Annotated in this window: 20 protein-coding genes and 1 tRNA gene; 15 read left to right on the top strand and 6 right to left on the bottom strand. The window is 66.6% G+C overall.

Annotation, left to right across the window (positions count from 1 at the left end):
* Positions 1–1752: an allantoate amidohydrolase gene (locus tag ACK6C6_RS22425; RefSeq protein WP_409269372.1), complete on the bottom strand. Its 1752-nt coding sequence runs from the start codon at positions 1750–1752 to the stop codon at positions 1–3.
* 85 nt (positions 1753–1837) lie between these two features.
* Positions 1838–2776 carry a LysR substrate-binding domain-containing protein gene (locus ACK6C6_RS22420; RefSeq protein WP_409269371.1) on the bottom strand — a complete coding sequence of 313 codons (939 nt, stop codon included), beginning with the start codon at positions 2774–2776 and terminating at the stop codon, positions 1838–1840.
* A 102-nt stretch (positions 2777–2878) separates the two neighbouring features.
* Here ACK6C6_RS22420 and ACK6C6_RS22415 point away from each other — a divergent pair, with 102 nt between their 5' ends.
* A complete protein-coding gene (locus ACK6C6_RS22415) occupies positions 2879–4117 on the top strand; it encodes a urate hydroxylase PuuD (RefSeq protein ID WP_409269370.1) in 1239 nt (412 codons plus the stop codon).
* Positions 4114–5352, top strand: coding sequence for a M20/M25/M40 family metallo-hydrolase (locus ACK6C6_RS22410; RefSeq protein WP_409269369.1), 1239 nt, complete (start codon positions 4114–4116; stop codon positions 5350–5352). The genes ACK6C6_RS22415 and ACK6C6_RS22410 overlap by 4 nt, the downstream gene beginning before the upstream one ends.
* Positions 5353–5538: 186 nt before the next feature.
* On the opposite strand, the gene ACK6C6_RS22405 is transcribed toward ACK6C6_RS22410, so the two are convergent.
* Positions 5539–7905, bottom strand: a complete 2367-nt coding sequence (locus tag ACK6C6_RS22405) for a S9 family peptidase (RefSeq protein ID WP_409269368.1) — start codon at positions 7903–7905, stop codon at positions 5539–5541.
* A gap of 628 nt (positions 7906–8533) precedes the next feature.
* Here ACK6C6_RS22405 and ACK6C6_RS22400 point away from each other — a divergent pair.
* From ACK6C6_RS22400 to ACK6C6_RS22370, 7 genes are all read left to right on the top strand, one after another.
* A complete protein-coding gene (locus ACK6C6_RS22400) occupies positions 8534–9178 on the top strand; it encodes an ANTAR domain-containing response regulator (RefSeq protein ID WP_409269367.1) in 645 nt (214 codons plus the stop codon).
* A 28-nt stretch (positions 9179–9206) separates the two neighbouring features.
* Complete coding sequence (locus ACK6C6_RS22395) at positions 9207–10385, top strand: CmpA/NrtA family ABC transporter substrate-binding protein (protein ID WP_409269365.1); 1179 nt, start codon at positions 9207–9209, stop codon at positions 10383–10385.
* Between the two features lie 265 nt (positions 10386–10650).
* Positions 10651–11955 (top strand): MFS transporter, encoded by a 1305-nt coding sequence (locus ACK6C6_RS22390; RefSeq protein WP_409269702.1) that lies wholly within the window; start codon positions 10651–10653, stop codon positions 11953–11955.
* Positions 11956–11966: 11 nt separating this feature from the next.
* Positions 11967–14501, top strand: coding sequence for a nitrite reductase large subunit NirB (gene nirB, locus ACK6C6_RS22385; RefSeq protein ID WP_292043550.1), 2535 nt, complete (start codon positions 11967–11969; stop codon positions 14499–14501).
* Positions 14502–14522: 21 nt separating this feature from the next.
* Positions 14523–14870: a nitrite reductase small subunit NirD gene (gene nirD / locus ACK6C6_RS22380; RefSeq protein WP_292043552.1), complete on the top strand. Its 348-nt coding sequence runs from the start codon at positions 14523–14525 to the stop codon at positions 14868–14870.
* On the top strand, positions 14855–16078 hold the full coding sequence (locus ACK6C6_RS22375; RefSeq protein ID WP_409269363.1) for an NAD(P)/FAD-dependent oxidoreductase: 1224 nt from the start codon (positions 14855–14857) through the stop codon (positions 16076–16078). The genes nirD and ACK6C6_RS22375 overlap by 16 nt, the downstream gene beginning before the upstream one ends.
* The gene (locus ACK6C6_RS22370; protein WP_409269361.1) at positions 16078–18786 is read left to right on the top strand and encodes a molybdopterin-dependent oxidoreductase; all 2709 of its coding nucleotides are present in this window, start codon (positions 16078–16080) and stop codon (positions 18784–18786) included. Before ACK6C6_RS22375 ends, ACK6C6_RS22370 begins: the two co-directional genes overlap by 1 nt.
* Here ACK6C6_RS22370 and ACK6C6_RS22365 read toward each other — a convergent pair.
* From ACK6C6_RS22365 to ispB, 3 genes are all read right to left on the bottom strand, one after another.
* Complete coding sequence (locus tag ACK6C6_RS22365; protein ID WP_409269360.1) at positions 18746–20083, bottom strand: amidohydrolase; 1338 nt, start codon at positions 20081–20083, stop codon at positions 18746–18748. The genes ACK6C6_RS22370 and ACK6C6_RS22365 overlap by 41 nt on opposite strands.
* Positions 20084–20270: 187 nt before the next feature.
* Positions 20271–20347 (bottom strand) — tRNA-Pro (locus ACK6C6_RS22360).
* Between the two features lie 52 nt (positions 20348–20399).
* Positions 20400–21386, bottom strand: a complete 987-nt coding sequence (gene ispB, locus ACK6C6_RS22355) for an octaprenyl diphosphate synthase (protein ID WP_209587988.1) — start codon at positions 21384–21386, stop codon at positions 20400–20402.
* Positions 21387–21666: 280 nt separating this feature from the next.
* Here ispB and rplU point away from each other — a divergent pair, with 280 nt between their 5' ends.
* The 6 genes from rplU to ACK6C6_RS22325 all read left to right on the top strand — a co-directional run bounded on the left by rplU (position 21667) and on the right by ACK6C6_RS22325 (position 26789).
* Positions 21667–21978: a 50S ribosomal protein L21 gene (gene rplU / locus ACK6C6_RS22350; RefSeq protein WP_027865917.1), complete on the top strand. Its 312-nt coding sequence runs from the start codon at positions 21667–21669 to the stop codon at positions 21976–21978.
* A gap of 42 nt (positions 21979–22020) precedes the next feature.
* Positions 22021–22293, top strand: a complete 273-nt coding sequence (rpmA, locus tag ACK6C6_RS22345) for a 50S ribosomal protein L27 (RefSeq protein ID WP_005668438.1) — start codon at positions 22021–22023, stop codon at positions 22291–22293.
* A 106-nt stretch (positions 22294–22399) separates the two neighbouring features.
* Positions 22400–23512, top strand: a complete 1113-nt coding sequence (gene cgtA / locus ACK6C6_RS22340; protein ID WP_209587989.1) for an Obg family GTPase CgtA — start codon at positions 22400–22402, stop codon at positions 23510–23512.
* Position 23513: 1 nt separating this feature from the next.
* Positions 23514–23924: a hypothetical protein gene (locus ACK6C6_RS22335; RefSeq protein ID WP_209587990.1), complete on the top strand. Its 411-nt coding sequence runs from the start codon at positions 23514–23516 to the stop codon at positions 23922–23924.
* Positions 23921–25051 carry a glutamate 5-kinase gene (gene proB, locus ACK6C6_RS22330; protein WP_409269358.1) on the top strand — a complete coding sequence of 377 codons (1131 nt, stop codon included), beginning with the start codon at positions 23921–23923 and terminating at the stop codon, positions 25049–25051. The genes ACK6C6_RS22335 and proB overlap by 4 nt, the downstream gene beginning before the upstream one ends.
* Before the next feature lie 157 nt (positions 25052–25208).
* A complete protein-coding gene (locus ACK6C6_RS22325; protein ID WP_409269357.1) occupies positions 25209–26789 on the top strand; it encodes a methyl-accepting chemotaxis protein in 1581 nt (526 codons plus the stop codon).
* The last annotated feature ends 4 nt before the right edge of the window (positions 26790–26793 follow it).

Raw genomic sequence — 26793 nt, 5'->3', positions numbered from 1 at the left:
TTATTGCCTGCTCATGCTTTCCAGGAAGTGCAGCAGCACTTCGCCCGCCACCTCGGCGTCGTCCGCCGTCATGGTCTCGAGCGGATTGTGGCTGATGCCGCCGTTGCCGCAGCGCGTGAACAGCATCGCCACATCGGTGATGCTGGCCATCTCCATGGCGTCGTGCCCCGCGCCGGACAAGAGTTCGAAGCGCGGCAGGCCGGCGGCCTCGATGGCCGCGCCCAGCTGGTCCATCAGGCGCGGCGCGCAGGGCGCGGCGTCCGCCTCCACCAGCTTCCACAGCTTTTCCTCGATGCCGCGGCGCGCGCAAATGGCGCTGATGCCGGCCAGGATGTCGTCCACCGCCGCCAGGCGCTCTACATCGCTTGCGGCGCGGATGTCGAGCGACAGCCTGCACTGCCCCGGGATCACGTTCACGGAACCGGACGGCACCTCGAGCTGCCCGACCGTGCCGACCAGCGAGCCGCGTCCGCTGCAGCGCTCCTCGACCAGCAGCACGATCTCGGCCGCGGCCGCCGCCGCATCGCGGCGCATGCCCATCGGCGTGGTGCCCGCGTGGCTGGCCACGCCCGAGAGTTCGACCAGGTAGCGCGAGCTGCCGGCAATTGCCGTCACCACGCCGACCGGCAGGCCGCGCTCCAGCAGCACCGGCCCTTGTTCGATGTGGACTTCGACAAAGCCCAGCAGCGCTGCCGGATCGCGCGCGATGGCGGGGATGGCCGCAGGATCGTGGCCGGCGGCGCCCAATGCGGCGCGCATGCTCGTGCCCTCGCTGTCCTGCTGGTCGAGTACGCGTGGGTCGAAGCGGCCGGTAATGGCGCTGCTGCCCAGGAAGGTGCATTGATACCGCACGCCTTCCTCTTCCGCAAAACCGATTACCTCGAGGTGGAAGGGCAGGCGTTCGCCGCGCTCGTTCAGGTGCCGCACCAGGGCGATGGGCAGCAGGATGCCGAGCCGGCCGTCGTACTTGCCGCCCTGGCGCACGGTGTCGTAGTGCGAGCCGGTGACGAGGGTCTTCGCATCCGGTAGCAAGGCTGCGTAGCGCCCGACTACGTTTCCGACCGCATCGATGTGCGCGTCCATGCCGGCCTCGATCATCCAGTCGCGCAACTGGGCGGCAGTGCGCTGGTGCGCCGGCGTCATGTAGGCACAGGTAAGCCCATCGGGGCTGTCGCTGATCGCTCCCAGTGTCTCGGCCCAGTCCATCACCTGTGGCCCGAAGTGCAGTTGCACCACGAGCAGCTCGTTCAGGCGGATCTCGGCGATGCGGTGCACCTGGCGCAGGCACTCGCGCATCTCGTCGCCGCGCGTGTTCTTCAGGCGCCGTGCAAAGGTCTCGATGATGGCGGCGCGGGTCAGGCCGCGTCCCGTCGGGCCCTTGACCGCCAGGATGAAGGGGAAGCCGAACTTCTCCTTGTATTGCGCGTTGAGCGCGTGCAATACGGCGTATTCCTCCGGGCTGCAGCGGTTCAGGCCGGACGCCGCCTGCTCGCCGGTCGATTCGGCCGTGAGCTCGCCGGCGATCGCCGCCTTGCCGGCCAGTTCCGGGTGGGCGCGCAGCAGCGCCAGCTGCTCGTCTTCGCTTGCCTGCGTGACGGCTGCCTGCAAGGCCTGCTTGAGGGCGGCGACGCTGGCGAAAGGCCGCAGGCCGGCGGCACGTTCGGCGATCCAGGGCGAGTGTTCGTAGATGCCGCGCAGCGCTTCGACGAAGGTGGCCGGTGGGCAGGTGTTCAGGTCCGACAGGGTGGTCATGGTTCGCATCGCCTCATGAGAGTCAATGATGATAAATCCTGCAGGTCCTCCAGTTATACGCTTGAGCAGATAAGCGGTATTGCGCCTACTTGGCGACCAGCGCACGGGCCGCCGAGCTGACCTGGTCGCGCAGCCACTTGTGCTCGGTCGACTGGTGCACCCGCTGGTGCCACAGCTGGTAGAAGCGCATCGGCGGAAACTTGATCGGCACCGTGAAGCTCTTGAGCGGCAGCGTGCGTTCGTAGAAGCGGATGAACTGGCGCCCGGTGGTCAGCACCAGGTCGCTCTGGGTCAGCATGTAGGGAATCACGCCGAAGTAGGGCGACTCGACCGCCACCTTGCGCTGCAGCCCCAGGCGGTCGAGGTGGGCGTCGATCACGCCGTGGTAGCCCGGCAGCATCTGCGAGGGCGCCACATGCGGCAGCGCCAGGTAATCCTCGACCGTCATCGCATCGATCGCGGTGCGCTTGGCATACGGGCTGTCGGCGCGCATGGTGCAGATGATCGGGTCTTCGAACAGCTTGGACATGTGCAGGTGCGCGGGCGGCTCGTCCCAGTTGGCGATCACCAGGTCCATCTCGCCATCGGACAGCATGCGCAGGTAGTCCAGGCCTGGTCCCAGGCTGTGGATCACCACCTTGCTGTTGGGCGAACCGCGCCGCAGCGCCGCGACCACGTTCGGCAGGAACTGGGTGTCGAGGTAGTCGGGCGCGGCGATGTGGAAGGTGCGCGCCGCTTCCTCCGGCACGAAGGGCGACTTGCGCACGAACAGGCTCTCGGTTTCGTCGAGGATGCGCTTGGCCGGCTTGAGCAGGCTCTCGCCGTGCTGGGTCGGCACCATGCCGCGCGCGCCGCGCACCAGCAGCGGGTCGCCTGTCAGTTCGCGCAGTTTGCGCAGCGAGGCCGAGATCGAGGGCTGCGGCTGGTTCAGCTTGAGCGCCACGCGCGAGACGTTCTTCTCCTGCAGCAGCAGGTAGAGGATGCGGATCAGGTGCAGGTCGAGGTGCTGGGGCAGGCTGGCCATGGGGGCGTATATCAATACAGTTATGTCGAATATACGCTAAATTTCATGTTGCAGAAATTGAAATCACGTTATCGTCGGGGGATACTCGACAAGGACGCTTCTATGGATGGTTTCGGTTATCTCGGCCCGTATGCCCTGGAGTGGTTCAACATGCTGGTGCGCTGGCTGCACATCATCACGGGCATCGCCTGGATCGGTGCGTCCTTCTACTTCGTCTGGCTCGACAACACCATCCGTCCGCCGGCGCCGGGCTCCGAGCTGGCCAGGAAGGGCGTGGCCGGCGAGCTGTGGGCGGTGCACGGCGGCGGCTTCTACAACCCGCAGAAATACCTGGTGGCGCCCGCCGAGCTGCCCAAGGAACTCCACTGGTTCAAGTGGGAAGCCTATTCCACCTGGATCTCGGGCTTCGCACTGCTGGTCATCGTCTACTACCTGAACGCGCAGGCCATGATGGTCGACCGCAGCGTGGCAGATTTGACCAGCTGGCAGGCGGTCGGCATCGGCCTGGCCAGCCTGGTGGTCGGCTGGATCGTCTACGACCTGCTGTGCCGTTCCCCGCTGGGCAAGCACGACCTGGCCTTCGGCCTCACCATCTTCGCCTTCCTGGTCCTGAGCAGCTATGTGCTCACCCACCTGCTCAGCGGCCGCGCCGCCTACCTGCACGTGGGGGCGATGATCGGCACCATGATGGTGGCGAATGTGGCGATGCTGATCATTCCCGGCCAGCGCAAGATGGTGAACGCCATGATGGCCGGCGAGAAGCCGGACCCCATCCACGGCATCAAGGCCAAGCAGCGCAGCGTCCACAACAACTACTTCACGCTGCCGGTGCTGTTCATCATGATCAGCAACCACTACGCGATGACCTACCGCCATGAATACTCGTGGGCGGTGCTGGGCGTGATCATGGCGGCGGGCGTCCTGATCCGCCACTTCTTCAACCTGCGACACAAGGGCCGCGTCGAATGGAAGTACCCGGTGGCGGGCGTGGCCCTGCTCGCCATCCTGGCCTTCGCCATCGCGCCGAAGGCGCCGGCACCGGTCAAGGCGCAGACCGGCGCGGACGACGCGGCGCGCTTCGCACAGGTGCGCACCATCATCGACCAGCGCTGCGTGTCCTGCCACGCGCAGCACCCGACCCAGCCGGGCTTCGCGACGGCCCCGGCCGGCGTGATGCTGCATACCCCCGAACTCGTCAGCCAGAACGCGCAGCGCATCTACCAGCAGACCGTGCAGATGAAGGCGATGCCGCTGGCGAACCTCACCAACATGACCGATGCGGAACGGGCGCAGGTCGGCGCCTGGTTCGAAGCGGGCGCAAAAACCGGACAACACCGATGAACGATCAAGCACGGCAACGACTCCTGCAATGGATCGACGAGCACTTCGACGAGCAGGTCGGCTTCCTGCAGCAGGTCATCCGCATTCCCACCGATACGCCGCCGGGAAACAATGCGCCGCATGCGGAAGCGGTGGCGGCGATGCTCGCGCAATACGGCTGGAACGCCGAGCAGCATGCGGTGCCGGCGCAGGCGGTGCGCGACTACGGCATGGAAAGCATCACCAACCTGATCGTGCGCCGCCCCTATGGCGCGGGCGGCCCGACGCTGGCGCTGAACGCGCACGGCGACGTGGTGCCGCCGGGCGAGGGCTGGAGCAAACCGCCCTACGGCGCCGAGATCGTTGACGGGGCCATCTACGGCCGCGCGGCGGCGGTCTCGAAGAGCGACTTCGCCACCTACGTCTTCGCCGTGCGCGCGCTGGAAGCGCTGGGCCTGCCGCTCAAGGGGGCGCTCGAGCTGCACTTCACCTACGACGAGGAATTCGGCGGCCTGCTCGGCCCGGGCTGGCTGCTGGAACAGAACCTGACCCGCCCCGACTACGTGATCGCGGCCGGCTTCAGCTACAACATCGTCACCGCCCACAACGCCTGCCTGCAGCTGGAGATCACGGTGCACGGCAAGGCCGGGCACGGCGCCATGCCGGAGACGGCAGTGGACGCGCTGCAGGCCGCTACCCGCATCCTGAACGCGATCTACGGCCAGCTGCCGGAACTCAAGAAGATCAAGTCGCAGGTACCCGGCATCGATTCGCCCACCATGCTGGTCGGCCGCATCGATGGCGGCACCAATACCAATGTGGTGCCGGGCAAGGTGGTCATGAAGATGGACCGCCGCATGATCCCCGAAGAAGACCCGGTGGCGGTGGAAGCGCAGGTGCGCGCCCTGATCGAAGGCGCGGTGGCCGGCATGCCCGGCATCCGGCTGGAGATCCGGCGCCTGCTGCTCTCGCATGCGCTGCGCCCGCTGCCCGGTTCCGACAAGCTGGTGGACAGCCTGCAGCGCCACGGCCGCGCCATCCTCGGCGAGGAGATCACGGCCCAGGGCACGCCGCTGTACGCGGATGCGCGCCTGTACGGCGAGCGCGGCATCCCGACGGTGATGTATGGGGCCGGGCCGCGCACGGTCTCGGCGTCGAACGCCAAGAAGGCAGACGAGCATGTGCAGCTGGAGGATCTGCGCAAGGCCACCAAGGTGGTGGCGCTGACGCTACTGGACTTCCTGGCGGACCAATGAAAAGTAGGGTGGGCGGGGTAATTCCGGGCAGTGCCCGGAATTACGAACGCCCACGCGGTGATAGTTGGCGGCGAGATCATCCGGCGCGATAACTGAGCCGCTACCGATCACCGCGTGGGCGGACAAGCCGCCCACCCTACGAACGATTAGCCGTAAAAAAGGCGCCCGCAGGCGCCTTGGTTTTGCTTACTGCTTGAGCGTGCGCTCGAACAGCTGGTAGATCCGGCGGTACTGGTCATACCAGGCTTCCGGCTGGACGTAGGCGTGGCGCTCCAGCGGGTAGCTGGCCAGTTCCCAGTTGTCCTTCTTCAGCTCGATCAGGCGCTGGGCCATGCGCACCGAGTCCTGGTAGAACACGTTGTCGTCGACCATGCCGTGCGCGATCAGGAGGTGGCCCTGCAGCTTGTCGGCGTATTCGATCGGCGACGAGATGCGGTAGGCTTCCGGGTCGATGTCCGGCGTGTTCAGGATGTTGGCGGTGTAGCCGTGGTTGTAGGTCACCCAGTCCGTCACCGGACGCAGGGCGGCGCCCGACTTGAAGGTTTCCGGCGCGCGCATCAGGGCCATGAAGGTCATGAAGCCGCCGTAGCTGCCGCCGTACACGCCGACGTTCTTGGCATCGCCCTGGTGCTGCGCCACCATGTAGTTCACGCCGTCGATGTAGTCCACCAGTTCCGGATGGCCCATCTGGCGGTAGATCGCGTTGCGCCACTTGGCGCCGTAGCCCTTCGAGGCGCGGTAGTCCATGTCGAGCACGACGTAGCCCTTCTGGACCAGCAGGTTGTGGAACATCTGCTCGCGGAAGTAGTTCGGGTAGCGCTTGCTGACGTTCTGCAGGTAGCCGGCGCCGTGCACGAACATCACGACCGGGTACTTCTTGCCCGGTTCCAGCTGGGCCGGGCGGTACAGCTTGGCCCAGACCGGATCGCCGCCGGCGCTCGAGGGCACCGCCACGTACTGCGGCTCGACCCACTGGCGCGCCTTGAACTCGGCAGTGCGGGTATCGGTCAGCTTGGTTGCCGCGCCGCCGCTTACCGGCGCCAATGCCAGCTGGACCGGGGTGTAGCTGCTCGACCAGTGCACCAGCAGTTTCTTTTCGTCGGGCGACAGGGTGAAGCGCTCGACGCCGTCCAGGCTGGTGACTTCGCGGACCGTGCCGTTCTTCGCGTCGACCGCGCAGACCTCGTAGTCGCCCGGCGTTTCGCGGTTGCACATCACATAGGCCATGCGGCCGTCGTGCGACCAGCGCACGTCCGAGGCTTCCCACTTGCCCGAGGTCAGGGCGCGGGCAGGACCACCTTCGGCGGATTGGGTGTACAGGTGCGAGTAGCCGCTTTCCTCGGACAGGTACCACAGCGTGCGGTTGTCCGGCAGCCAGCCGAATTCGTTGTTGTCGTAGTTGACCCAGGCGTTGTCGGTCAGGCGGTGCAGCGGCTTGAGCTTGGCGGCCTGCAGGTCGACGGTGGCGATCCAGCGGTCCTTGTTGTCCACCGCGCGCAGCATCACGGCGACGTTGGCGCCGTTGGCCGACCATTCGATCGCATCGGCGCCGTCGATGACGCGCAGCGCGCGGTTGCCCTTCAGCGGCTCCTTCTTGGCGGCGGCGCGCAGCTCGGCCAGCGGATCGACGTTCACGCCCGGCAGCACGTCGAAGGACAGGTCCTGCACCTTGTTGGTGCGCAGGTCGACCAGCTTCAGTGCATGGGGCGCCGGCATGTTGCGGCCGACGCGGGTGCGCTGGTCGTCGAATTCCTCGTAGCCCGATTCGGTCACGTAGCGCGGCATCTTGCCGACGCGGCCCTTGTCGCCGTTCTTCGGCGCGGTGACGACCAGCAGCCAGCGGCCGTCGGGCGACAGCACGCTGCTCTCGATCGCGACCTTGTCGCCCAGGTAGACCGGGGCCGGGGGCAGGGTGGGGTCAACGCGGCGCTGCTCGTTCATGCGCTCGCGCAGCGCATCGCGGTCATCCTTCTGGCGCTTGAGGTGGGTCATCAGGCGCAGCTGCTGGTCGCGCAGCGCGTCTTCCTCGTTCACCGCCGGGTCCTTGGCGGCGCGCGGCAGCGCAACCGGGCCGACCACGCGGCTGGCGCGGTCCCAGCCGTACCAGTCGGTGCCGATGCGGTAGTAGACCGTGCGTTCGTCGTGCGAATACTGGAGCGCGTCGAGCTTGCTGGCGCCGCGGGTGATCTGCACCAGCGCGCCGCTCTTCAGGTCGCGCTCGAACAGGTCGCCGTTACGCAGCATCAGGGCGCGGGTCTGGGCCGGGTTGTAGATGACGTCGTTGCCGTCGATCTTTGCCGCCTCGGCGTCGCTCACCAGCTTTGGCTTGCCGCCCTGGCTCACCTGCCAGGTGTCGCGGATCGGCGAGCCGGTGCGCTTCTGTTTATAGAACACCTGCTTGCTGTCCCAGCTCCACCAGGCGTTTTCCACCGGCGTGCCGATCCAGTCGGGGTGGGCCATGGCCTGGTCGAGGGTGATGGGCGTGGATGCCGCCGCCGGCAGCGCCGGCAGGGTCAGGAGCGCTGCGAAGATCGTGAGTGCTGGTGTACGCATCGTGTTGTAGGAGCTGAAGTAGAAAGGAGGTTGGCTTTCTTGCCAGAAAATGCGACTTGCATTCTAGCTCAGCATTTCACGCTGCGGGGCATATGGAGAACGGACCTGCTAAAAAAGAACGCGCCGGCGTACGTACATACGTACAACCGGCGCGTGCATATCAATACTGCTGTTGCGTCGCAGCGTTCAGGCCGCCTTGCCCGGGCGCTTTGCCGGACGCAGGAACAGGGCCAGGCGCACGACCAGGGCGGTGAGGGCGCAGACGCTCAGGACGGTGTCGAGCAGGTCCATGCTCAGCCCCGCACCGCAGGTGCCCAGCCGCCGTGCGCGGCATAGAGTTCGATCGAAAAGCTGCGCACTGCGGCGAGGGCGCTGGCGAAGAAGCGGCGGGTCGTGGTCATGGTGAATTCCCCTGTAAAGATTGCGATGTTGCGTTGCAGTATAAGGAGGAGAGGGCTATAAATAAACTTTAGATTGGTGATTCCTTCGATACGGATAATGAATAATTGATGAAGGAGCTCGACCAGTGATATTTACGCGGCGAATGTCTCTTTGTTGCCACTGTGAATGGCTGAGGTGTCGAGAGGGGGATTGCGCAGCTGGATCGGTTCTTGCATGACATACCGGCATGAAATCGACAGGCTGTGTAGCACCTCATCTGCGGATCGTCGTCGTCAATCCCGCCACACCCCCCGGCGCCGAGCGCGATGCAGCGCTCGCCGGGCAGGCCCAGCGCAGCGCAGCGCTGCGGATCGGCCTGCTCGAATCGGGCTACGACCTGGTCGCCTCGCTCCCCGCCGACGTATTCCTGCCCGAGCGCGTGGCCCAGCTGCAGCCGGACATGATCATCGTCGACAGCGCGTCCGACGCGCGCGACGTCCTCGAGCACATCGTGATCGCCACCCGCGATGCGCGCCGCCCCATCGTGCTGTTTACCGAAGACGACGCCCCGGCCAGCATGGACGCGGCCCTGGACGCGGGCGTGTCGGCCTACATCGTGGCCGGCCTGCAGGCCGAGCGTGTGAAAGCGGTGCTCGACGTCGCGCTGGCGCGCTTCCGGCGCGAGCAGAAGCTGCTGGACGAGCTGGAGGGCACGCGCCAGAAACTGGCCGAGCGCAAGACCGTCGACCGCGCCAAGGGCCTCCTGATGACGCGCTACCGGCTCACCGAGGATCAGGCCTACCAGCGCCTGCGCAGCATGGCCATGAACAAGAACCTGAAGCTGGCGGAGATCGCGCAGCGGCTCATCGATGTGGAAGACCTGCTCGGCTGACGCCGGCGGTGCGAAAGACAGGAACCCTATGACAGGCATTGGCAAGGAAAGCGGCGGCGCATGGATCGCCGGCTCGGACAAACCGGAAAGAACAGTGGTCCGCATCGGCTACCTGCCGCTGGCGGACTGCGCGCCGGTGGTGATGGCATCCGTGCTCGGCTTCGACGAACTGTACGGGATCAAGTTCGAACTGAGCCGCGAGCTGTCCTGGACCGGCATGCGCGACCGCCTGGTCGCCGGCGACATCGACGCCGCCCACGTCCTGTATGGCCTGCTGTACGGCCTGCAAATGGGCATCGGCACGCGGGCCCGCCAGATGGCCGTCCTGATGAACCTGAACCGCAACGGCCAGGGCATCACGCTGTCGCGCGCGCTGGCCGCCAAGGCTCCCGACGCGGCGGCGCTGGCGCGGCTGGTGCGCGCCGGCGCGTTGCGCCCCACCTTCGGGCATACCTTCCCGACCGGGAACCACGCGATGTTCCTGTATTACTGGCTGGCGGCGGCGGGCATCGATCCTCTCGCGGACTGCAAGCTGGTCACCGTGCCGCCCGGCCAGATGGCGGCCAGCCTGGCGGCCGGCCACATGGACGGCTTCTGCGCCGGCGAGCCCTGGGGCCAGCGCGCGGTGCGCGAAGGCGCCGGGCTGCTGTCGGTGTCGAGCGAGGAGATCTGGCCCGATCATCCGGGCAAGGTGCTGGGCACGGGCGCCGATTTCGCAGCGAGCCACCCGAATACCTGCCGCGCCCTGGTCGCCGCATTGCTGGAAACGGCGCGCTGGCTGGATGCCTCGCGCACCAACCGCGAGGCCGCCGCCGAGGTACTGGCCAGCCCGGCCTATGTGAATGCGGACAGGGACGTGCTGCAGGTCTGCCTGGCCGGGCGTCCCGGCAAGGCGTACGCCACTGGGGCCTGGCGCGGCCACAATGGCCTGCATTTCTTCGCCGACGGCGAGGCCAGCTTTCCCTGGCTGTCGGACGGCATGTGGTTCCTCACCCAGCAGCGCCGCTGGGGCCTGCTGCGTGCCGATCCGCCCTATGCCGCGATCGCGCGGGAGGTCAACCGCATTGATCTCTACCGTGATGGGGCGGCAATGGCGGGCGTGGCTGTGCCGGACAGCGCCATGCGCAGTTCCACCCTGCTCGACGGCCGCGTCTGGGACGGCAGCGACCCGGCCGGCCATGCCGGATCGGTGCAGCGTGCTGCCTGAACCGGTGCGCAAACCTGCATCATGAACGCGCATGTTGCACCGCAATGTAGCGCGTGATCCCGTCGGATACATGCGCTTCCCTCTGGGAGCAAGGTGGCACGCCTCTTGCTGTTAAGACGATACGGATCAATGGCGATCCTCTTCACTTTTTCGCCGGCCTAACGAGGGGCCGGCAACCAGGACAACGGCGTCCGCGGCTCGCTGCCATCACGGCAGGAGCGCGGACGCCGTTTTGTTTTTCAAAGGAAGAAACATGGCCAATACATTGGACAACAAGGCAGACAGCATCAAGCTCTTCTCGTTCGACACGGCGCCGATGCGCGCCTTCCACCTGACCTGGGTGGCCTTCTTCATCTGCTTCTTTGCCTGGTTCGCCTGCGCGCCGCTCATGCCGGTGATCAAGGGCGAATTCGGCCTGTCGATGGAGCAGATCGCCAACATCAACATCGCGGCGGTCGCCATCACGATCTTCGTGCGCTTGCTGATCGGCCCCCTGTGCGACCGCTTCGGTCCGCGCAAGGCCTACACCGGCCTGCTGCTGCTCGGTTCGATCCCGGTGCTGGGCGTGGCCATGGCGCAGAGCTACGAAAGCTTCCTGCTGTTCCGCCTCGGGATCGGTGCGGTCGGCGCCAGCTTCGTCATCACCCAGTACCACACCTCAGTGATGTTCGGCCCGAAAGTGGTCGGCACCGCCAATGCGGCCGCGGCCGGCTGGGGCAACAGCGGCGGCGGCGCGGCCCAGGCCCTGATGCCTCTGCTGCTGACCGCCGTCACCATGCTGGGCGTCTCGCAGGCCCTGAGCTGGCGCGTGGCGCTGGTGGTGCCCGGCCTGATGATGATCGTGATGGCCTTCTTCTACTGGCGCTATACCCAGGACTGCCCGGCCGGTAACTTCGACGACATGCGTGCGCGCGGCGAAGCGCTCCCCGGCGGGAAGGGCGGCTGGGCGAGCTTTCGCGACGCCTGCCGCAACCACCGCGCCTGGCTCCTGTTCGTGACCTACGGCGCCTGCTTCGGCATCGAGATCTTCATCCACAACATCGCCGCCGTGTACTACGTCGAACACTTCGGCCTGTCGCTGGGCGCGGCCGGGCTGGCGGCCGGCAGCTTCGGCCTGCTGGCCCTGTTCGCCCGTGCGCTGGGCGGCTGGCTGTCGGACCGCAGCGCCCGTGGCGGGAACCTGAACAGCCGCGTCACCGTGCTGTTCGTGCTGATGATCGGCGAGGGCCTCGGCCTGCTGTGGTTCGCCCAGGCCGACGGCGTGGTCTATGCGGTGATCGCCATGCTGTGCTTCGGCCTGTTCACCCACATGGCCTGCGGCGCCACCTATGCGCTGGTGCCGTTTGTTGCGCCCAGGGCGCTGGGCGGCGTGGCCGGCATCGTCGGCGCCGGCGGCAACGTCGGCGCGGTGGCGGCCGGCTTCCTCATGAAAGGCACGGGCGACATCGCCCAGACCCTGACCATCCTGAGCGTGCTGGTGCTGGCTTCGAGCCTGTGCGCCATCGCCGCCCGTTTCACCATGACCGCCAGCGAGGCCAGCCCGGCCGCACCGGCGGCCACCGCAGCATAAGGAGTAACGCAATGCATATCGTCGTCGTCGGCCACGGCATGGTGGGCCATAAATTCGTCGAAACCCTGGTTGCCAGCGGGGATCCGGACCTGCGCGTGACCATCCTCGGGGAAGAAGCGCGTCCCGCCTACGACCGGGTCCACCTGTCCGAATTCTTTGCCGGGAAAAGCGCGGAAGACCTGTCGCTGGTGGCGCCCGGCTTCTTCGACAACGCGCAGCTCACGCTGCGCCTCGGCGCCCGCGTGACCGGCATCGACCGCGACGCGCGCCAGGTGATGCTGGCCGAAGGCGAGCCGGTGGCCTACGACAAGCTGGTGCTGGCCACCGGCTCCACGCCCTTCGTGCCGCCGGTACCGGGAGCAAGCCGCAAGGACTGCTTCGTGTACCGCACCATCGACGACCTGGAAGCGATGAGCGAGTGCGGCGCACGCTCGCGCACCGGCGTGGTGGTGGGGGGCGGCCTGCTCGGCCTGGAATGCGCCAAGGCGCTGCGCGACCTCGGCCTGCAGACCCACGTGGTCGAGTTCGCGCCGCGCCTGATGGCGGTGCAGGTCGACGAGCCCGGTGCGCGCGTGCTGCGTAACAAGATCGAGGAACTGGGCGTGCAGGTGCACACGCAGAAGAACACCCTCGCCATCGTCGACGGCGAGGAGGGCACCCACCGCATGCAGTTCGCCGACGGCAGTCACCTGGATGCCGACATGATTGTGTTCTCGGCCGGCATCCGCCCGCGCGACGAACTGGCGCGCTCGAGCGGCCTGGCGCTCGGCCAGCGCGGCGGCATCGTGATCGACGAGCGCTGCCTGACGTCCGACCCGCATATCTACGCGATCGGCGAATGCGCGCTTTGGAATGGCCAGCTGTTCGGCCTGGTGGCGCCCGGCTACGACATGGCGCGCACCGCGGCCAGGCAGATCCTCGGCCTGGAGTCCGGTTTCACGGGCGCCGACATGAGCACCAAGCTGAAACTGATGGGCGTCGACGTGGCCAGCATCGGCGACGCCCACGGCGCCACCGCCGGCAGCCGCAGCTACCAGTTCCTGGACGAGCGCAAGCAGGTGTACCGCAAGATCGTCACCTCCGAGTGCGGCAAGGTCCTGCTGGGCGCCGTGCTGGTGGGCGACGCCGCTTCTTACGGCGAACTGCTGCAGATGATGCTGAACCGATTGGCGCTGCCGGCTTCCCCCGAAGTGCTGATCCTGCCGGCGCTGGAAGGCGCGGCGCGCCCGGCCCTCGGTGTGGACGCGCTGCCGGCCAGCGCCCAGATCTGCTCCTGCAACGACGTCTCCAAGGGCGCGCTGTGCGAAGCGGTGGCGGGCGGCGCCGGCACGATCGGCGCGCTCAAGAGCTGTACGAAAGCCGGCACCGCCTGCGGCGGCTGCGTGCCCCTGATGACTCAGGTGATGAATGCCGAGCTGTCGCGCCTGGGCGTGGAAGTGAAGGATCACCTGTGCGAGCACTTCGCCTGCTCGCGCCAGGAGCTCTACCACCTGGTGCGCGTGGAAGGCATCCGCAGCTTCGGCGAGCTGATTGCGCGCCACGGCAAGGGACTCGGCTGCGACGTCTGCAAGCCGGTGGTGGCCAACATCCTGGCGTCCAGCTGGAACGACTTCGTGCTCAAGCCGGAGCACGCCAGCCTGCAGGACTCGAACGACTACTTCCTCGGCAACATCCAGAAGGACGGGACTTATTCGGTGGTGCCGCGCATGCCGGGCGGCGAGGTGACGGCCGATGGCCTGATCGCGGTGGGACAGGTGGCCAAGAAGTATGGCCTGTACACCAAGATCACCGGCGGCCAGCGCGTCGACCTGTTCGGCGCGCGCGTGGAGCAGTTGCCGAACATCTGGGAAGAACTCATCGCCGCCGGCTTCGAGTCGGGCCACGCCTACGGCAAGTCGCTGCGCACCGTGAAATCCTGCGTCGGCTCGACCTGGTGCCGCTACGGCGTGGGCGACAGCCTGGCCTTCGCCATCGCGCTCGAGAACCGTTACAAGGGCCTGCGCGCGCCGCACAAGATCAAGTTCGGCGTCTCCGGCTGCACCCGCGAGTGCGCCGAGGCTCAGGGCAAGGACGTCGGCCTGATCGCCACCGAGAAGGGCTGGAACCTCTACGTCTGCGGCAACGGCGGCATGAAGCCGCGCCACGCGGAGCTGATCGCTTCCGGCATCGACGACGAGACGGTGGTGAAGCTGGTCGACCGCTTCCTGATGTTCTACGTGCGCACCGCCGGCCGCCTGCAGCGCACCAGCGTGTGGCGCGAGAACCTCGAAGGCGGGCTGGATTACCTGAAGGCGGTGGTGGTCGACGACAAGCTGGGCATCGGCGCCGAGCTGGAAGCGCAGATGCAGCACGTGGTCGACACCTATGCCGACGAATGGAAGGAAGCCGTCACCAATCCGGACGTGCGTCGCCGCTTCCGCCACTTCGTCAACAGCGAGGCGCTTGATAACAACGTCGTGTTCGTGCCGGAGCGCGGCCAGATCCGCCCGGCCAATCCCGAGGAACGGCGCGGTCGCGTCATCCCGATTGCCGCCAGCGCGGCCTGACCCCGATTGAGGAGATAAGACATGCACCGAGACCTGCAACTTCAGAACTGGACCGCCGTCTGTGCCCTCGACGAGATCGTGCCGGACACCGGCGTCTGCGCACTGCTGGACGGCCGCCAGGTGGCCGTGTTCCGCGTCGGCAGCGACGAACCGCGCGTGTTCGCCATCGACAACTTCGATCCGAATGCGCAGGCCGCCGTGCTGTCGCGCGGACTGGTCGGCAGCATCGGCGAACGCGTCGTGGTCGCTTCGCCCATCTACAAGCAGCATTTCGACCTCCACAGCGGCGAATGCCTGGAAGCGCCCGAGCACTCGGTCGCCAGCTACCCGGCCCGCGTGGAAGGAGGCAAGGTATGGATCGCACCGTGAAACCGAAGCTGGTCGTGGTCGGCAACGGCATGGCCGGCATGCGCACCGTCGAGGAATTGCTCAAGCTCGACGCCGGCATGTACGAGATCACGGTGTTCGGCGCCGAACCGCGCGTGAACTACAACCGCATCATGCTCTCGCCGGTACTGGCGGGCGAGAAGAAGCCTGATGACATCATCCTGCATAGCCGCGCGTGGTATGCCGAGAACGGCATCGTGCTGCACGCCGGCGACCCGGTGGTGGCGATCGACCGTGCGCGCCGCATCGTGCGCGCCCGCTCCGGCCTGGAAACGGCCTACGACCGCCTGCTGCTGGCCACCGGCTCCAGCCCCTTCATCGTGCCGGTGCCGGGCGCCCAGCTGGGCGGCGTGGTGGGTTTCCGCGACCTCGACGATGTCGACCTGATGCTGGCCGCGGCACGGCGCGGCGGCACTGCGGTAGTGATCGGCGGCGGCCTGCTCGGCCTGGAGGCGGCCAACGGGCTGCTGCGCCAGGGGATGAACGTGACCGTCGTCCACTTGACGAGCAGCCTGATGAACCAGCAGCTCGACCCGGCCGCGGCCCTGCTGTTAAAAAGCGCGCTGGAACGGCGCGGCCTGCGCATCCTGCTCGGCGCCCAGACCGAGGCGATCCTGGGTGAAGGCAAGGTGGAAGCGGTGCGCTTCGCCGACGGTAGCGAGGTGCCGGCCGACCTGGTGGTGATGGCCGCCGGCGTGCGCCCCAACGTGGCGCTGGCACGCGAGGCCGGCCTGCACGTCGAGCGTGCGATCGTGGTCGACGACACCCTGCAGACCTACGACCCGCGCGTGTATGCTGTGGGCGAATGCGTCCAGCACCGCAAGGCCACCTTCGGCCTGGTGGCGCCGATCTGGGACCAGGCGCGCGTCTGCGCCGCCCACCTGGCCGGGCTCGGCCATCGCCGCTACGTGCAGCAGGCCACCGCCACCAAGCTGAAGGTCACCGGCATCGACCTGTACTCGGCCGGCGACTTCAGTGGCCTGGAGGGCAGCGAAGACCTGGTGCTGCGCGATCGCCATGCCGGCGTGTACAAGCGCCTGGTGCTGATGGGGGGGCGTGTGACCGGCGCGGTGCTGTACGGCGACGTGTCGGATGGGCCCTGGTACTTCGACCTGATCCAGCGCGGCACCGACGTTTCAAGCATCCGCGACCGGCTGCTGTTCGGCCCGACTTTATGCGAGGCTGCCTGATGGGTGTTCCGATGATCCCGATCGCGGCGGCAGTCCGCACCACCTGTCCCTACTGCGGCGTCGGCTGCGGCATCAAGGCGACGCCGATGGCGGACGGCGCCCTGATCGAGGGCGACCCGGAGCACATCGCAAACCGCGGCCGCCTGTGCGTCAAGGGTGCGGCGCTGGGCGAGACGCTCGGCCTGGACGGCCGCCTGCTGGCGCCTGCCATCCGCGAGGACGGCAGGCTGCGCCAGGCCGGCTGGGAGGAGGCGATCGACAAGGTCGCCTCCACGTTCGCAGCGATCATCGCCGAGCATGGCCCGGACGCGGTGGCGATGTACGTCTCCGGCCAGCTGCTGACCGAGGACTACTACGTCGCCAACAAGTTCATGAAGGGCTTCGTGGGCAGCGCCAACATCGACACCAATTCGCGCCTGTGCATGTCGTCCAGCGTGGCCGGGCACAAGCGCGCCTTCGGCGAAGACCTGGTGCCGGGCTGCTACGAGGACTTCGAACTGGCCGACCTGGTCGTGCTGGTCGGCTCCAACACGGCCTGGTGCCACCCGACGCTGTTCCAGCGCATCGTCAAGGCCAAGGAAGCGCGGCCCGGCTTGCGCATCGTCGCGATCGATCCGCGCCGCACCGCGACCTGCGAGCTGGCCGACCTGCACCTGCCGGTCAAGGCCGGCACCGACGTCTGGCTGTTCAACGGCCTGCTCAGCTACCTGGCGCGGACCGGCGCGGCCGACGAGGCCTTCGTGGCCGCGCATGCGGCCGGCCTCGAGGCCGCCCTTGGCCTAGCCGATGCCTGCGCCGACATCGACCTGGTAGCCCGCACCTGCGGCATCGATCCGCGCCAACTGGTCGAGTTCTACGAGCTGTTTGCCGCAACCGACAAGGTCGTCACCGCCTTCTCGCAGGGCGTCAACCAGTCCTCCAGCGGCACGGACAAGGTCAACAGCATCATCAACTGCCACCTGCTCACCGGCCGGATCGGCAAGCCGGGCACGGGGCCGTTCTCGCTGACCGGCCAGCCGAACGCCATGGGCGGTCGCGAAGTGGGCGGCCTGGCCAACATGCTGGCCAGCCACCTGGAGCTCGACCAGCCGGCCCACCGCGAGGCGGTGCGCAGCTTCTGGGATGCCCCGCGCATCGCCGACAAGCCGGGCCTGAAGGCGGTGGACCTGTTCCGCGCCATCGAAGCGGGCAAGGTGAAAGCCGTGTGGATCATGGCGACCAATCCGGTGGTCAGCCTGCCGGACGCCGACCAGGTCCGGCGCGCCCTGGAGCGCTGCGAGCTGGTGGTGGTCTCGGACATGAGTCCGGATACCGATACCGCCGCGCTGGGACACGTGCTGCTGCCCGCGCTGGGCTGGGGCGAGAAGGATGGCACCGTCACCAATTCCGAACGCTGCATTTCGCGCCAGCGGGGCTTCCTCCCAAGGCCGGGAGAAGCGCGCAGCGACTGGCAGGCGATCTGCCAGGTGGCCCGGCGCATGGGTTTCAGCGGCTTCGATTACGCGCACGTGCACGAGATCTTCGACGAGCATGCCCGGCTCTCTGGCTGGCGCAACGGGGAAGGGGAGCTGCCGCGCGCCTTCCGCATCGACGGCCTGGCCGGCATGGACCGCGCCGCCTACGACGCGCTGGAGCCCTTGCAATGGCCCGTCCTGCGCAGCGGCGCGGGAACGACGCGCCTGTTCGCCGACGGCCGCTTTGCCCATCCTGACGGCAGGGCGCGGTTCGTGGCGAGCGCGCCGCGCCTGCCGGCCAATGCGCCGGGCGGCGAGTTCCCGCTGGCCCTGAACACCGGCCGCCTGCGCGACCAATGGCACACCATGACCCGGACCGGCAAGTCGCCGCGCCTGGCCGCTCACGCACCCGAACCTTTCGTCGACCTGCATCCGCACGACGCCCTGCTAAGTGGCGTACGCGAAGGCGAGCTGGCGCGCGTCACCAGCCGCTTTGGCGCGATGGTGGCGCGGGTGGCGCACAGCGGCGGCATCGCGCGCGGCACCGCCTTCATCCCGATCCACTGGAACGGCCAGACCGCCTCGGATGCGCGGGTCGGCGCCGTGGTCAATCCGGACGTCGACCCGGTGTCGGGCGAGCCCGAATTCAAGCATACGCCGGTCCGGGTCGAGCCTTTCGGGGTGGCCTGGCATGGCTTCATCCTGTGCCGCGAGGAGTTGGACCTGGGGCGCGTCGCCAACTGGACGCGCGTGCGCGGCGCCGGCTTCGTGCGCTACGAACTGGGCGGCCGCGAAGCGGTCTCCCCAGGCTGGGCACGCGCGCTGCTCGGGGCGGGCGAGGACGCGGACTGGATCGAATACGAGGACAAGGCCGAGGGCATGCTGCGCTGCGCCTTGCTGGTCGACGGGCGCCTGCAAGCCTGCCTGTTCGTGTCGCGCCGCCCGGACCTGCCGGCCCGCACCTGGCTGGGCAGCCTGTTCGTCCAGGACTTGCTGTCGGCAAAGGAACGGGCCACGCTGCTCGCGGGCCGTTTGCCTGCGCAGGGCGCCGATCCGGGCCCGACCGTCTGTTCGTGCTTCGGGGTAGGCCGCAACACGATCTGCAAGGCGATCGCGGAACACGGCTTGCGCGATGCCGCGGGCGTGACCGCCTGCCTGCGCGCCGGCGGCAATTGCGGTTCCTGTCTGCCGGAGATTCGGCAACTGCTCGGCTTTACTTCGCCGCCACCTGGGCGCCGCTCGCCAGGTAGCTGAGCGCCATCATGGACATGGCCCGTACCCCGACGACCAGGGCCTTTTCGTCGACGAAGAACTTGGGGTTGTGGTTCGGCGCCGCCTTGGCCGGATCCTGCCCATCGGGCGTAATGCCCAGGAAGACATACAGTCCCGGCACCTGCTCGGAGAAGAAGGAAAAATCTTCGGACGCGCCCGACAGCAGCGCCTGCGAGACCTTGCCGTCGGCGGCGCGCTCCAGCACCGGCCGCATGCTGTCGGCCAGGGCTTTCTGGTTGTCGACGGCATCGTACATCGGGACGATCGTGACCTTCGCTTCCGCGCCGGTGCTGGCGGCGATGTTCTGTGCGCTGGTCTTGATGTTCTCCACGACATCGCCGCGGACTTTCTTGCCATAGCTGCGAATCGTTCCGGTCATGTTCACCGTTTCGGGAACGATGTTCGGGCCGGTGCCGCCATTGATCGTGCCGACGGTCACCACCACGGGAGACTCCGTCAGGTTGGCCTGCCGGCTCACCACGGTCTGCAGGCCGTTGATGACGAGCGCCGAGGTCACGATCGGGTCGACCGTATTCCATGGCATGCCGCCATGTCCTTGCTTGCCGGTGATGCTGATGTCGAGCGAATCGCTTGCGGCCGTGATGGGGCCGGTACGCCAGCTGATCTCGCCCGAACGGCCCGGCATGACGTGCATGGCCAGTACCGCATCCGGCTTGAGCTGCTTGAACAGGCCCTCGTCGAGCATCAGCTTGGCGCCCCATGCCTTGCCGGTGCCCGGCAGGAAAGTGCTGGAACCTTCCTCGGCGGGCTGGAAGATGAACATCACGGTTCCGGCCAGGCTGTCGCGCATGCCCGCCAGCACCGTCGCGGTCGCCATCAGCATCGCTGTGTGGGTATCGTGGCCGCATGCGTGCATGACGTCGACCTCGCGTCCCTGGTAATTGCCTTTGGCCTTAGATGCGAAGGGCAGGCCGGCCGGCTCCTTGACCGGCAGCGCATCCATGTCGGCGCGCAGCGCCACCGTCTTGCCCGGCTTGGCGCCCTTGAGAATGCCGACCACGCCGGTGATGCCGATCCCGGTGCGCACTTCCAGGCCCAGCTGGCGCAAGTGGTCGGCCACGAGTTTGGCGGTGCGGGTTTCCTGGTTTCCGAGCTCGGGATGCTGGTGAATGTCGCGCCGCCACTTGATCAGCTGCGGCTCGACCGCGGCGGCGCGCTTGCGGACTTGCTGCTCGCTTGCGCTCGGCTCGGCGGCGTGCGCCGTATGGGAGAGGATTACTGCTGCCAGTGCGGCAGGGAACAATCGTGAGATTCGCATGGTGAGCCCCTGTGGACGTAGCCGGAACACTCCTGCGCATGTCGCTGAGGCGCGATGCTTCATGTCCCTGGCATGCGATAGCACGAATATAAACGATTTCGTATGCAGGGCGCATGAATTTCGAGCGGTGCGCGCCCATGAAAAAAGCCAGATCAGCTGACGCTGGATCTGGCTTTTTCGAATTCTGTGGTCGGGGTGAGAGGATTCGAACCTCCGGCCTCTACGTCCCGAACGTAGCGCTCTACCGGGCTAAGCTACACCCCGACTGTTTGAGACTTCGTTACCGAAATCTCGGGAAGGCATTACTATATTCGGCTCAATGGTTCCTGTCAACAGCGAAACTGCAGAGCTGCTGCAGACTCGCCTTGTAGACGCTTTCTGGCAGGCCGGAAATTGCCTCGGCCGCGCGGCGCGCAGCCTGTTCCGCCTGCTGGCGGGTGTAGTCCAGTGCGCCGCTCGAGGTCACCGCCGCTAGCACCGCTTCGAACTGTTCCTCGTCGCCATGCTCGATGCAGCTGCGCACCAGCTGGCGCTGTTCCGGCGTACCGTTTTCCATCAGCCAGATCAGCGGCAGGGTGGGCTTGCCTTCGCGCAGGTCGTCGCCCAGGTTCTTGCCGATCTCGGCGGCGTCGCCGGCGTAGTCCAGCACGTCGTCGATCAGCTGGAACGCCGTGCCCAGCGAACGGCCGTATTCGCCGGCCGCGGCGATCTGCTCGTCATCGGCGCCGCCCACCAGGGCGCCCAGCTCGGCAGCCGCCTCGAACAGCTTGGCGGTCTTGGAGCGGATCACCTTCAGGTAGCTTTCATGCGTCACGTCCGGATCGTGCATGTTCAGCAGCTGCAGCACTTCGCCTTCGGCGATCACGGTGGTGGCGCGCGACAGGATGCTCATCACGCGCATGTTGTCGAGGCTGGTCATCATCTCGAAGGAGCGCGAGTACAGGTAGTCGCCCACCAGCACCGAAGCGGCGTTGCCGAACAGGGCGTTGGCCGTCTGGCGCCCGCGGCGCATCGAGGATTCGTCGACCACGTCGTCGTGCAGCAGGGTCGCGGTGTGGATGAATTCGACCACTGCCGCCAGCTCGTGGTGGGCCGTGCCCTTGTAGCCGTAGGCATTGGCCAGCAGCAGTACCAGTACCGGCCGGATTCGCTTGCCGCCCGCGCTGATGATGTACTCGGCGATCTGGTTCACCAGGCTCACTTCCGACTGCAGTCGCTGTCGGATCACCGCGTTCACGGCCTCCATGTCGGTGGCGATCGATTGGGCGATGGTGTTCTGGGCGTGTTGGGTAGCAGCTGACAAGGCGAACCTGCAATAAACGGTGAGTATTTGGTTAAGTGCCGAGATTATACGTCATGCAAGGGAAGGGCGTCCCACGGATGGCTTATCACTCTCAAGCACGAGCGAAAGTCCGGCTGAAACTTGGCATTGTGCTACGACGGCAACACCATCCGGGGCGAATCGTCAAGGCCTTTTGACCGCTTGCCCCGAGTTATGTATAATCCCCTGTTCCCCGGCTTCCGAACAGTCCAGCGTCTCGACGCCGGTGGGATTCTTTTAAACATTTGATGAGGTTTCAATCATGTACGCGGTCATAAAAACCGGTGGCAAGCAATACAAAGTTGTCGCTGGCGAAAAACTCAAAGTAGAACAGATACCTGCTGACATTGGTTCCGAACTCACCATCGATCAAGTTCTCGCGCTCGGCGCGGGCGACAGCATCAAGTTTGGTGCTCCGCTGGTCGAAGGTGCCTCGGTCCTGGTGAAAGTTGTTTCCCACGGTCGCCACGACAAGGTCCGCATCTTCAAGATGCGCCGTCGTAAGCACTACCAGAAGCGTCAGGGCCATCGCCAGAACTTCACCGAAATCCAGGTGGTGTCGATCAACGGCTAATCCCGTTCGATCCACCAAGTTCATTCATCAAGGAGCAAATAAATGGCACACAAAAAAGGTGGCGGTACTACCCGCAACGGCCGTGACTCAGAAAGCAAACGCCTTGGCGTGAAAGTCTACGGCGGCCAGGCGATCAACGCCGGCGGCATCATCATCCGTCAACGCGGCACCCCGGTGCGCGCTGGCGCCAACGTCGGCACCGGCAAGGATCACACCCTGTTCGCGCTGGTCGACGGTACCGTCAAGTTCGTCAAGCAAGGCGTGGGCTCGAAGCAGTTCGTGACCGTCGTTGCCAACGAAGCAGTCGCTGCTTAAGTAGTTACTCGCGCCGCTTGACGCGGCGCTTCTTTGCAAGGCGCAAGCCTTCCATCGAAAGGCTCTGCCCACGGTAGGGCCTTTTTAGTTTTTATCGGTCATCATCATGAAGTTTATCGACGAAGCAAGAATTGAAGTCATCGCCGGCGACGGCGGCAACGGGTGCGCCTCGTTCCGCCGCGAGAAGTTCCGCCCATTCGGCGGCCCGGACGGCGGCGACGGCGGCAAGGGCGGCTCGATCTACGTGGTGGCCGACCGTAACATCAACACCCTGGTGGATTTCCGCTATTCGAAGACCCATCACGCCCGCAACGGCGAACCGGGCCGCGGCTCGGACTGCTACGGCAAGGGCGCCGAAGACGTCTACATGCGCATGCCGGTCGGCACGCTGATCGTGGACGACGTCAATGGCGAGATCGTTGCCGACCTGACCGAGCACGGCCAGACCGAGCTGCTGGCCAAGGGCGGCGAGGGCGGCTGGGGCAACATCCACTTCAAGACCTCGACCAACCGCGCGCCGCGCCAGAAGACCGAAGGCAAGGCCGGCGAGCGCCGCACCCTGCGCCTGGAGCTGAAGGTGCTGGCCGACGTGGGCCTCTTGGGCATGCCGAACGCCGGCAAGTCTACTTTTATTACCGCCGTCTCGAACGCCAAGCCGAAGATCGCCGACTATCCGTTCACCACCCTGCACCCGAACCTGGGCGTGGTGCGCGTGTCGCACGAGAAGAGCTTCGTCATCGCCGACATCCCCGGCCTGATCGAAGGCGCGGCCGAAGGCGCGGGCCTGGGCCACCAGTTCCTGCGCCACCTGGCGCGCACCGGCCTGCTGCTGCACATCGTCGACCTGTCGGGCTTCGACGAGAAAGTCGATCCGGTCAAGGAAGCCAAGGCCCTGGTCAAGGAGCTGGAAAAGTACGACGAAGAGCTGCTGAACAAGCCGCGCTGGCTGGTGCTGAACAAGCTCGACGTGGTCGATGAAGCCGAGCGCAAGAAGCGCGTCAAGGACTTCGTCAAGCGCATGGCCTGGAAAGGGCCGGTGTTCGAGATCTCGGCACTGAATCGCGAAGGTTGCCAGGACCTGGTCAATGCGATCTACCTGCACCTCGAAGAAAAGCGCACCAGCGATCAACGCGCCGAAGAAACCACCATGACCGAGGAAGCGCGCGGCATCAACTCGATCGACCCGGACGATCCGCGTTTCAAGATCCTGGAAGACTAAGTTGCCTGCGGCAGCACTGACTCGCAGCTGGCTGCGTAGCCAGCTGCTGCAGCTCGTCGCCACCGCCAGTTCGCTGGCGGCGCTGGCGGCCATGCTCGATCCCGACCGTATCGCGTCGGCGATGGGCATCTTTCTCGTCGGCGTGAACGGCTACAGCCAGTTCTACGCCATCTACGTGGGCATGCGCCTCGCTACCGCGATGCTGGCGCTGCTGGCATCGAGACAGGGCGACCAGCCCCTCCTCGTCGACCTCACCGCATTGTTCCTCCTGGCCCAGCCGGCCGGGCGCCTCGTCGCCGCTTTCGCGATCGGGCTGCCGAAGGGGGTATTATTAGCAGTCTGCGCGGTCGAGTTGTTGGCAGGACTTTCCCTGCTGGCCTTACGGCCGCGAGGAAAATTCCTGTCACCATGACCTCAGCTCACCACTCAGCCCTCCAGCAAGCCTCCCGCATCATCGTCAAGGTCGGTTCCTCGCTCGTCACGGACGAGGGCAGGGGCCTCGACCATACCGCCATCGCCCGCTGGGCGGCCCAGATCGCCGCGCTGCGTGCCCTGGGCAAGGACGTCGTGCTCGTGTCCTCGGGCGCGATCGCCGAAGGCATGCTGCGCCTCGGTTTTGCCTCACGCCCGACCGATATCCACGAACTGCAGGCCTGCGCCGCCGTGGGCCAGATGGGCCTGGCCCAGATCTACGAAACCAGCTTCCACACCCACGGCGTCAAGACCGCCCAGGTGCTGCTCACCCACGCCGACCTGGCCGACCGCGAACGCTACCTGAACGCGCGCTCGACGCTCACCACCCTGCTGCGCCTGGGCGTGGTCCCGATCATCAACGAGAACGATACGGTGGTCACCGACGAAATCAAGTTCGGCGACAACGACACCCTGGGCGCGCTGGTGGCCAACCTGATCGAGGCCGACGCGCTGGTGATCCTGACCGACCAGCGCGGCCTGTTTTCCGCCGATCCGCGCAAGGACCCGGACGCGCGCCTGATCGGGGAAGCGCAGGCGGGCGATCCGCAACTGGAAGCGATGGCCGGTGGGGCCGGCTCGAGCATCGGGCGCGGCGGCATGCTGACCAAGGTGCTGGCCGCCAAGCGTGCGGCGCGCTCGGGCGCCCACACCATCATCGCCTGGGGCCGTGAAGAAGACGTGCTGGTGCGCCTGGCCGGCGGCGAGATGATCGGCACCCAGCTCACCGCGCCGACCGGCCGCCTGACCGCACGGCGCCAGTGGATGATCGACCACCTGCACACCACCGGCGAAGTCGTGATCGACGCCGGCGCCGCGCAGAAGCTGACCCGGGAAGGCAAGTCGCTGCTGCCGATCGGCGTGGTCGCGGTGCGCGGCGAATTCGGGCGCGGCCAGGTGATCACCTGCATCGACGAAGCAGGCAAGCCGCTGGCGCGCGGACTGACCAACTACACCAGCAGCGAAGTGCGGCGGATCATGCGCCATTCCTCGGCCGAGATCGAACGCATCCTGGGCTATGTCGAGGGGCCTGAATTGGTGCATCGGGACAATCTCGTCCTGCTTTGATGCAAACTTGCACCGCGCTGGTGCGCGCGTTGCTGTCGAGCTACAAATCAGGCGGGTCAAAGAACGGACAGTCGATTGCGGTTTTGCCTGGTAGTTACAGAATACGTAAACTACCGGGCATTCGCAGGTTGTCACCCTGCTCACCCGAGAGCTGTCCATGAAACTCAGTCGTAAACTCCCCCTCGGCTTCGCCGCCGTCACCCTGGTCGTCGCCTGCGCCGGCTTCTTCGGCATGAGCCAGTTGAATCATGCGCTGGATACCTATCGGGCCGCGGTGCTGCAATCTACCCAGGCGGAGCGCGTTGAAAGCCTGCTCTCGCATTTCCGCCTGCAGACCCAGGAATGGAAGAACACCTTATTACGCGGCAAGGACGAAGAACAGCGCGCCAAGTACTGGAAGGCCTTCCAGAAGAGTGAAGCCGAGCTCGCCAAGGCAGTGCAAGAGCTGAGCGCCGCCATGCCGGATGGGGAAGTGCGCGAGCTGCTGGGGCAGTTCGGCCAGGCGCATGCGAAGATGGGCGAGGGCTACCGCCGCGGCTTCGCCGACTTCACCGCCGCCGATTTCGACGCGGCAGCCGGGGACAAGGCCGTCAAGGGCATGGACCGGGCGCCGGCCGAACTCCTGGTCAAGGCGCAGGAAGCGATGAGCAAACATACCGTCGCCACCGCACTGGAGGCGGAAGCGGTCGGCACGCGCGCGACACTGGTCGGTTATTCCCTGATGCTGCTGGGCGCGGTCGCCGCCGTCGCGGCCGGCGTCTTCATTTCGCGTTCGATCACGCGTCCGCTCGGGGCAGCCGTCGAAGCGGCGCAGAGCGTCGCCTCGGGCGACCTGCGCACCACGATCGCGGTACGCACCGACGACGAAACCGGACAGCTGCTGCAGGCCCTGAACCACATGACCGGCAGCCTGCAGGCCATCGTGGCGCAGGTGCGCAGCGGCACCGAGACCATCGCCGTCGCTTCCGACCAGATCGCACGCGGCAATCTCGACCTGTCGAGCCGCACCGAGCAGCAGGCCGGCGCGATCGAGGAAACCGCCTCGTCGATGGAAGAAATCACCTCGACCGTCCAGCAGAACGCCGACAACGCGCGCCAGGCCAACCAACTCGCCGTCTCGGCCTGCGAAGTCGCCGCGAGGGGCGGCCAGATGGTGGAGCAGGTGGTCGGCACCATGGCCTCGATCAGCGCGTCCTCGCGCAAGATCGTCGAGATCATCAGCGTCATCGACGGCATCGCTTTCCAGACCAATATCCTGGCGCTGAACGCGGCGGTGGAAGCGGCGCGCGCCGGTGAGCAGGGCCGCGGTTTTGCGGTGGTCGCGGGCGAGGTGCGCAACCTGGCGCAGCGCTCGGCGATGGCGGCCAAGGAAATCAAGGAACTGATCGACGATTCGGTGGGGCGCGTCGATGCCGGCAACCGCCTCGCCGGCGAGACCGGCGCCACCATGATTGATGTCGTCACCAGCGTGCGCCGCGTGATGGACATCATCGCCGAGATCAGCACCGCCAGCGCGGAGCAGGGCGCCGGCATCGCCCAGGTCAACGTCGCCGTCGGCGAGATGGATACGGTAACGCAGCAGAACGCGGCGCTGGTGGAGGAAGCCGCGGCCGCGGCGCAGGAGTTGCACGACCAGTCACGGGCGCTGAACGAGCTGGTTGCGGTGTTCAAGGTGGAGGATACGCAGCAGGCGCGCAAGGCGCTCCCTGGCCGATCGCCTGCACGGCTGAGCGTTTGACGCT

The sequence above is a fragment of the Massilia sp. BHUDP2 genome (assembly GCF_046236355.1).
Lineage (GTDB): Bacteria > Pseudomonadota > Gammaproteobacteria > Burkholderiales > Burkholderiaceae_D > Telluria > Telluria varians.
Note: the sequence above shows the minus strand (reverse complement) of the source record. Positions and strands in the feature narration are given on the sequence as shown.